The sequence below is a fragment of the Campylobacter sp. 10_1_50 genome (assembly GCF_000238755.1).
Lineage (GTDB): Bacteria > Campylobacterota > Campylobacteria > Campylobacterales > Campylobacteraceae > Campylobacter_A > Campylobacter_A concisus_R.
Genome location: NZ_JH414887.1, coordinates 250,711 through 259,036, shown reverse-complemented (window position 1 = coordinate 259,036; position 8,326 = coordinate 250,711). Strand labels below are relative to the sequence as shown.

Below are 8,326 nucleotides of genomic sequence, written 5' to 3'. Positions count from 1 at the left end.
GCAGTTGTAGCTGATGAAGTTAGACAGCTAGCTGAAGAAGAACTCAAAAATCTCTAACAGAGATAAACGCAACTATCAACGTTATCGTCCAAGCGATAAATGATAGCAGCGAGCAAATGGGTATCAACTCTAAACAAATTCAAGAGCTAACCCATGTGGCAAGTGACGTTGAAAAGACTATAAATAATATGAGCGAAACGATGAATAACGCCATAGCGATGTCAGATAAGACTATGCAAGACTACATCGCAACTGGTAAAAACGTAAATGAGATCATGGATGGCATCTCAGAGATCAATCAAATTTCATCTGAAAATGCTAGAAGCGTCGAAGAGATAGCTTCTGCAGCTGAACATCTAAATAAGATGACAGATGCACTAAATACAAAACTAAGCGTCTTTAGAACTTAAGTTTTTAACTCTTAAATTTAATGTTTTAGGTCTGGCGAGAGCTAGACCTTTTTAAATTTATAGATAAAAATTTCTCGTATATAAAACAAAAAATTTATAAATAATAATAGAGTAGGGCTTTGTAAATTTACAAAGCTAAATTTATTTTCTATTTTCGTCTAGGACTTTTTGCATGCTCTCCCTAGTCGCCTCTAGCCAGTTTTGTTTTGAGGTATCGACTAGATCAAGACAAAAGAGCTTGATGTCAGCTTTTTTAAAGCTAAATTCTTTCACTTTCATCGCATCGCTTCCGACGATTACGATAGGCTGAACCTTTAAATTTAGCTTTTCAACTAGCAGTTTTGCGCCACCTTTAAATGGCAAGAGCTCTTTAGTTTGAGACCTTGTGCCTTCTGGAAATATCGCTAAAACACGCCCATTTTCTACTCTGTCTTTTGCTTCGCTTAAAAGCTTTATTAGCGAGTGCTTGTTTTCTCGCTCGACTGCTATCATCTTTGGAAGGCTCAAAATTTTACCGATGATCGGGATCTTGCCTATCTGCGCCTTTGCGATCCAGCAGATATTTTTAGGATGGATCTCTTCAAGCACGATGATATCAAGCATGCTTTGGTGATTTATCAGTAAGATATTTGCTTCGTCGCTAAATTTACCGATAACTTCTAGCTTATATCCGCCAAAAAATCTCTGCGATCTGCCCCAAAATTTTCTTATGGCTCTATTTTTAGAGTTAAAGAGCCACATAAAAAATACGACAATAACGACACTTATCACAAATTCAATAGAAAAGAAAAAAGCTCTAATTTTTGACAAGATCACCCTTTCTTACCCAGCCGATTTTGCCATCTGCGAATAAAATTTTTGAGTAGTCATCTTTTGTGTCTAAAATTTCAACATTTTCATTTTTACGAGATGTATAAAAAACGGTTGAATTTTTAGTCGGCAAGATAGTGACGCTCACATCTGGCTTAAGCACTGCTTTGCCAAAAGGATTGTAAGTGTAAATTCCAAGTGCGATAAAAACAGCTGCCACAAAGAAGTAGCTTAGCTTTCTTCGCCATATCGCTAGCAAGATAAAGATAGCGACCAAAGAGTAGATTGTGATATCTTTGTAAGTGCTAAATTCGCTTTGTTTTGGATTTAGACCGATTTGCGTGCTAACCTCGTCCTCTTCGACGCTCACAGGCAGTGAAAAGCTCTCAAATTTAGCTTTTTTTAGGTTGTAGTAGTTAAAGTCAAGCGTCTTTTTGTTTGGCTTAAATACTGCAAAATAATATGCACTTTGTGAGTTAAAGTCGCCATTTATCGTATCTACGCCTTGCTTTAGGATCGTTTTATTTTCGATATTAAAGGCGCTTAGATCGACATTGTTGCCGTAAATCTCAACGACCATGATGTTGTTTATATCATCAAATTTAGTCGTTTTAAATTTCTTTACCTCAAGGTTGTCAGCGACGATGTGGTTGTAGTTTTCGTCACTTCTAAGCTCTTTTAGCTTTGGTAAAAAGATGTTTATGTTTGAGTTTTGATAGTTCTCGCCATTTCTTTTTAGATCCAAGCTAACTCGTAAAGTCTTTGCATCAATGCTCGTTGCTTCAAGGTAGAAAGTGCCGATATATTTGTTTTCTTCACCTTTTACCCATTGAAAATTCTTCTTATTTAGCCATTTTATATTTGTTTCATCAAGCTGTGTCTCAAACTCAAACTCAAGGTCGCTTTGCGTATCAGCTACTATCTCAACGCTAAAAATTTCTCCTACGACGACATTTTTAGGGATATTTGTCGCTTTTAAAAGAAGGTCTTTTATTTTTATCTTGTCATAGACTTGATTATCAGGGACGCTGATGTCTGGTTCGTTTGTCGGCACGATATTTCGCATCTGCTCTGGAGTGATACGCTCTGGCTGTGAGGCGATAGAGCGTGGAGATACGAGCTTTCTTGATATTTCTTCTTCGCTTGGAGTCTTTGTTTGAGGCTTTGAACTTGGGCTATTTACAAATTTATCCTCTCTTGCCTCATTCATCATGTCAAAAACGCTGACTTCATCAGTGTTTGCGGCAAATAAATTTAGCGCGAGTAGGGCGATAAAAAGTGTTCGTTTTACCAAACTAGCCCTTTTAACATCTTCATGCCATCATCTGTGCCTAAAATTTTCTCGCAAGCGCGTTCTGGGTGAGGCATAAGACCAAAGATCCTCTTACTCTCATCGCAAATCCCAGCTATGCTATCAACTGAGCCATTTGGATTTATCTCATTGCCGTGGCTGTCGCAGTACTTTAGCAGGACTTGCTCGTTATCATATAGGCTTTTTAGCGTATCTTCGTCGGTGTAGTAGTTGCCCTCGCCATGAGCGATAGGGATATTTACCACTTCGTTTTTAGCTAAATTTGCTAGGAATTTATTGTTATTTGAGACAACCTTTAAGTGATGATATTTTGAGACAAAATTTAAATTTTCATTTCTTCTCATCGCACCTTTTAAAAGCCCAAGTTCAAGAAGCATCTGAAAGCCATTGCAAATTCCTAAAATGTAGCCGCCTTTTTTTGCATGCTCTTTTACAGCCTGCATAGCTGGGCTAAATTTAGCTATCGCAGCCGTTCTTAGATAGTCGCCATAGCTAAAACCACCAGGCAAAACGACTAGATCAGCATCGATCTTATCTTCTTTGTGCCAGATGATCTGCGTTTGGCAGCCAAGTAGCTTAAAAGCGTGAGCTGTGTCTTCTTCGCAGTTTGTGCCAGGAAAAAGTATGATCGCTACTTTCATAGCACGATCTCGTAGTCTTCGATGACAGTGTTTGCTAGAAGCTCTTCACACATCACTTTTAGCTGCTCTTTTGCTTTATTTTTATCGCTCTCATCGATATCTAAAACGATTTGTTTGCCTATCCTGACATTTGAAACACCGCTAAATCCAAGTGAATTTAGCGCGTGCTCCACTGCCTTACCAGCAGGGTCTAAGACCCCACTTCTTAATGCTATATTTACAACAGCTTTCATCTTTGTCCTTAAGAAAGAATTCTTCTTAAAACTTCTTCGTAAGCTACTTTTACGCTACCAAGGTCTTGTCTAAATCTATCTTTGTCAAGTTTTTCGTTTGTTGTCGCATCCCAAAATCTGCAGCTATCAGGGCTTATCTCGTCAGCTAAGATGATGTTGCCATCTTTGTCGATACCAAATTCGACTTTGAAATCAACTAGTTTTAAATTTCTCTCTGCAAAGAATTTAAATAATATAGAGTTGATCTCTCTTGCTGTGTGTCTTAGGGTTTGAAGATCTTTTTCGCTCTTTACTAGACCCATGATGATGCAGTGCTCGTCAGTAACTAGTGGATCGTGTAAATCGTCGTTTTTGTAGTAAAACTCAACAAGTGTAAAAGGTAGAACCGTGCCTTCTTTTATGCCAAGTCTTTTGCTAAGTGAGCCAGTTGCGATATTTCTCACAACAACTTCAAGAGGTATAATCTCGCATTTTTTGACCACTTGCTCAGTGTCGCTGATGGTCTCAACAAGGTCAGTGACGATACCTTTGCTCTCTAGCAGTTTAAAAAGCTGAGTAGAGATTTTGTTATTTAGCGCACCTTTGCCAGCTTCGTTGCCTCTTTTTTGAGCATCAAATGCTGTTAGATCGTCTTTAAATTCAGCCACAAGTAGATTTGGATCGTCTGTGGCGTACATTTTCTTGCCTTTTCCCTCGTAGATAAGCTCTCTTTTTTGCATGTTGTTCTCCTTTAGATTATTGTTGTTTTATCTTTAAAATTTTGATCGTATCAATCGCTGTTTTTAACTGAATATCCTCATCGACTTTTTTCTGTGTGATTATATTTTTATCATCTTTTGTTTCAGTTTTATTGCCTTCGCTTGTTGGATTTATCTTGTTTAGCTCGCTCTTTAGGTGTGCTTTTAGTTCGCTCTCTTTGATGCTAAATGCACTATCGTCACTTTGTGGCACTTTGCCAGGATGCACGACTACATCTGGTGTTACGCCAACAGCTTGGATAGTTCTGCCGCTTGGCAAGTAGTATCTTGCGATGGTTAGTCTTAGCGCTTCTGTATCGTCTATTGGTAAGATCACCTGAACGCTGCCTTTACCAAATGTGTTTTCACCGATTATCACCGCACGCTTATGATCTTGTAATGAACCGCTTACGATCTCGCTAGCACTTGCACTTCCGCCATTTACAAGGACAACTAGTGGGAGTTTTGATAATGTTTTGCTAGCGCTTGCTTTATACTCTACATTTTCAGATGCATCACGACCCTTTTGAGATACGATGATGCCGTTATCTACGAAAAGATCCACTAGATCAACAGCTTGATTTAAAAGACCGCCAGGGTTGTTTCTAAGATCAAGTATGATGCCATTTGCTTTAGGATGCTCTTTGATCGCATCTTTTACCTTTGTGACGACGTTTTTGTCAAAATTTGTGACACGTATATAAAGGATGTTTTCATTTTCTATCATTTTTGCATAGACAGACTCAACCTTTATAAGATCTCTTATGATCTTTACGTCAAATGGCTTTTGCTCGCCTTTTCTTAAGATTGTGATTGTTATCGGAGTTTTTGGCTTGCCGCGCATCTTATTTACAGCTTCATCTATCGTTGTGCCGATAGTTGAGTTGCCATCAATCCTTAAAATGATATCGCCAGCTTTTATGCATGCTTTATCAGCTGGAGTGTCCTCGATAGGCGAGATAACGGTTAGTGCGCTATCTTTCATACCAACTGTTATGCCAAGCCCGCCAAATTCGCCGCTTGTTTGCACCTGCATATCTTTATATGCTTTTTCATTTAAAAAGCTTGAGTGAGCGTCCAAATTTTGCATCAAACCAGCGATGGCTTTGTCGATTATCTCTTTAAATTTAATGTCATCAACGTAGTATTTTTCAACGGTTGAGATGGTTTTTGTAAGTTTTGAAAGTGCTTCAAGTTTCGCACTTGCCTCATCTTCAGTTTTAGCAAAAAGCGCATTTACTGCTACGCTTGAGATGAGTAGGGCGCCTGTTATTTTTAGCGCAAAAGATCTAGTAAATTTATTCAAAATATCTCCTATATTTTTTGGCTCAATTTTATTAACATTTGGCTAAAAAAAGCATAAATTTAGCCTTATATTTTTAGCTTTTGTCTATTTTTAACACAAATTTATAACAGCAAATTTTAGCAATTAAATAAAAAGAGTGACAAATGTTATAAAAATACTTGACAATATAAGACTAAAGTTATATAATGCCGCCATTATAAAATAACTTAAGGAGCTTTAATGGCTGACATAACAGAAAATTTAACAGCGCAGATGCAAGAGACACTTGAAAAAGGCGTTAGCTTAGCGATCTTTTCTAAAAATCCACAAGTTGTGCCACTTCACGTCTTTTGGGCTTTGCTCGCTGATAGTAATTCTATTTTGAATCAAGTATTTAATAAGATGAACATAAGTAAGGACGCAGTCGAGCTTGAGATAAAAAGCAAGATCTCGTCACTCCCAAGCAGCTCAAACGTCACAAAAGATAATGTTTCAGTTTCAAGAGAGCTTATAAATTCACTTGAAAATGCAAAAGCTTTAATGGTAAGCATGGGCGATAGCTACATAGCTGTTGATACATGGATCATCTCAGCTCTTGAGCTTAGTGAGATCAAACAAATTTTAAGCAAATTTTGTGATATCTTAGAGATCAAAAAGAATCTTGAGAGCATAAGAGGTGGTAAAAAGATAGATAGCCAAACCGGCGATGATACCCTTGATAGCTTAGAGAAATTTGGTATCGATCTAACGCAAAAAGCGCTAAATAAAGAGCTTGATCCAGTCATCGGCCGTGATGAAGAGATCACTAGAATGATGCAAATTTTAATAAGAAAGAGCAAAAACAACCCTATTTTGCTTGGTGAGCCAGGTGTTGGTAAAACAGCCATCGTTGAAGGGCTAGCTCAAAAGATAGTGGCTCGTGATGTGCCAACAAGTCTTGCAAATAAACGTGTCATCGCACTTGACATGAGTGCAGTCGTAGCTGGTGCAAAATATAGAGGTGAGTTTGAAGATAGATTAAAAGCTATCATCGACGAGGTAAAAAAAGCTGGTAACATCATACTTTTTATAGATGAAATTCACACGATAGTTGGAGCAGGTGCGAGTGAGGGTGGAATGGACGCTGCAAATATCCTAAAACCAGCTCTTGCACGCGGTGAGCTTCATGCTGTTGGTGCTACGACATTAAAGGAGTATAGAAAATACTTTGAAAAAGATGCAGCACTTCAAAGACGTTTTCAACCAATAGATGTCAAAGAGCCAAGCGTAAATGAGGCACTTCAAATTTTACGTGGTATAAAAGAGCGTCTTGAAGTTCACCACGGCATCACGATAACAGATAGCGCGCTAGTTGCCGCAGCAAGGCTAAGCGACCGATACATCGCAAACCGCTTCTTGCCAGATAAAGCGATAGACCTTATAGATGAGGCAGCAGCTGAGCTTAAGATGCAAATAGAGAGCGAGCCATACGAGCTTTCAAAGATAAAACGCGAGATCGTAACGCTTCAAGTAGAAAAAGAAGCTCTAAAGATGGAGGATGCGGATAAAAATAAAGAAAGACTTGGCGAGATCGAAAAAGAGATAGCTGACCTAAATGAGAAAAAGCTAGCGCTTGATACTAAATTTGAAAATGAAAAGGCTGTTTTTGGCGGAATTTCAAAAGCAACAAAAGAGATAGATAGCTTAAAATCACAAGCCGAGATAGCAAAAAGAAATGGCGATCTTCAAAAAGCTGCCGAGATAGAATACGGCAAGATAGCTGACGCTAAAAAGCACAAACACGAGCTTGAAGAAAAATGGGAGCACATGAAAAAAGAGGGCGTGCTTCTTAAAAATCAAGTCGATGAAGAGCTTGTGGCTGAAATTTTGAGCAAATGGACTGGAATTTCAGTTAAGAAGATGCTAACAAGCGAAAAAGAGAAATATCTGCGCATCGAAGAGCATCTAAGAGAGAGTGTTGTCGGTCAAGATGACGCACTACACGCACTTGCACGTGCTGTTAAGAGAAACAAGGCTGGGCTAAATGAGGGTCAAAGACCGATTGGTTCATTTTTATTTCTTGGACCAACAGGCGTTGGTAAAACTCAGTCAGCTAAGGCTTTGGCTAAGTTTTTGTTTGACGATGAGAAGGCGCTTATTCGCTTTGATATGAGCGAATATATGGAAAAACATAGCGTGAGTAGGCTTCTTGGTGCGCCTCCAGGATATGTAGGCTACGATGAGGGCGGTCAGCTAACAGAGGCAGTTCGCAGAAGACCTTACTCAGTCATACTTTTTGACGAGGTTGAAAAGGCTCACAAGGATGTATTTAACATACTTCTTGGCATTTTAGATGATGGACGTGCGACTGATAACAAAGGCGTAACGGTTGATTTTAAAAACACGATCATCATTTTAACTTCAAACATCGCTTCAAATTTCATAATGGAGCTAAATGGTGAAGACCGTGATGTGGCTGTTAAAAACGAGCTTAAAAACTACTTTAAGCCTGAGTTTTTAAATAGGCTTGATGATACTATCATCTTTAATCCTCTAAACGAGCAAGGTTTGATATCTATCGTTGAGATCATGTTTAAAGAGCTTGAAAAAACTCTTCACAACCGCGGTATCAAGGCAGTTTTAAGTGAAGAGGCTAAGAAATTTATCGCAAAAGCTGGCTTTGACATAGTTTATGGCGCAAGACCTCTTAGAAGAGCGCTTTATGAGCTAGTTGAAGATAAGATCGCTGATATGATCTTAAAAGATGAGCTTGAAAGTGGCGATGAGATCACCATTGATAGCAACGGCGAGAAGATCATCATTAAGAAAAAATAACTTCAAATTTACTTGGCAGGTTGGATCAACTTGCCAAGCTTTCATATAAAATTTATACAAAAAATATCTAGAAATAGGGCAGTT

Annotated in this window: 7 protein-coding genes and 1 pseudogene; 2 read left to right on the top strand and 6 right to left on the bottom strand. The window is 38.5% G+C overall.

Features of this window, described 5'->3' with window-relative positions; all coding sequences use genetic code 11:
- Positions 1 to 410 (top strand): annotated as a pseudogene (locus tag HMPREF1019_RS01240) (methyl-accepting chemotaxis protein); the annotation flags it as partial.
- Between the two features lie 141 nt (positions 411 to 551).
- Here HMPREF1019_RS01240 and HMPREF1019_RS01235 read toward each other — a convergent pair.
- From HMPREF1019_RS01235 to HMPREF1019_RS01210, 6 genes are read right to left on the bottom strand one after another with little or no spacing between them, the layout of a single operon-like run.
- On the bottom strand, positions 552 to 1,220 hold the full coding sequence (locus HMPREF1019_RS01235; protein ID WP_009293860.1) for a lysophospholipid acyltransferase family protein: 669 nt from the start codon (positions 1,218 to 1,220) through the stop codon (positions 552 to 554).
- On the bottom strand, positions 1,207 to 2,514 hold the full coding sequence (locus HMPREF1019_RS01230) for an SH3 domain-containing protein (RefSeq protein WP_009293859.1): 1,308 nt from the start codon (positions 2,512 to 2,514) through the stop codon (positions 1,207 to 1,209). The genes HMPREF1019_RS01235 and HMPREF1019_RS01230 overlap by 14 nt, the downstream gene beginning before the upstream one ends.
- Complete coding sequence (gene purQ / locus HMPREF1019_RS01225; protein ID WP_009293858.1) at positions 2,508 to 3,173, bottom strand: phosphoribosylformylglycinamidine synthase I; 666 nt, start codon at positions 3,171 to 3,173, stop codon at positions 2,508 to 2,510. Before purQ ends, HMPREF1019_RS01230 begins: the two co-directional genes overlap by 7 nt.
- The gene (gene purS, locus HMPREF1019_RS01220) at positions 3,170 to 3,406 is read right to left on the bottom strand and encodes a phosphoribosylformylglycinamidine synthase subunit PurS (protein WP_009293857.1); all 237 of its coding nucleotides are present in this window, start codon (positions 3,404 to 3,406) and stop codon (positions 3,170 to 3,172) included. Before purS ends, purQ begins: the two co-directional genes overlap by 4 nt.
- An 8-nt stretch (positions 3,407 to 3,414) precedes the next feature.
- Positions 3,415 to 4,125 carry a phosphoribosylaminoimidazolesuccinocarboxamide synthase gene (gene purC, locus HMPREF1019_RS01215; RefSeq protein ID WP_009293856.1) on the bottom strand — a complete coding sequence of 237 codons (711 nt, stop codon included), beginning with the start codon at positions 4,123 to 4,125 and terminating at the stop codon, positions 3,415 to 3,417.
- Positions 4,126 to 4,141: 16 nt separating this feature from the next.
- Entirely contained in the window at positions 4,142 to 5,416 is a 1,275-nt protein-coding gene (locus tag HMPREF1019_RS01210; RefSeq protein ID WP_232210162.1) for a S41 family peptidase, read from the bottom strand.
- Positions 5,417 to 5,668: 252 nt separating this feature from the next.
- Between HMPREF1019_RS01210 and HMPREF1019_RS01205 the strand changes: the two genes are divergently transcribed.
- Positions 5,669 to 8,242: an ATP-dependent Clp protease ATP-binding subunit gene (locus HMPREF1019_RS01205; protein ID WP_009293854.1), complete on the top strand. Its 2,574-nt coding sequence runs from the start codon at positions 5,669 to 5,671 to the stop codon at positions 8,240 to 8,242.
- Positions 8,243 to 8,326: the final 84 nt, after the last annotated feature.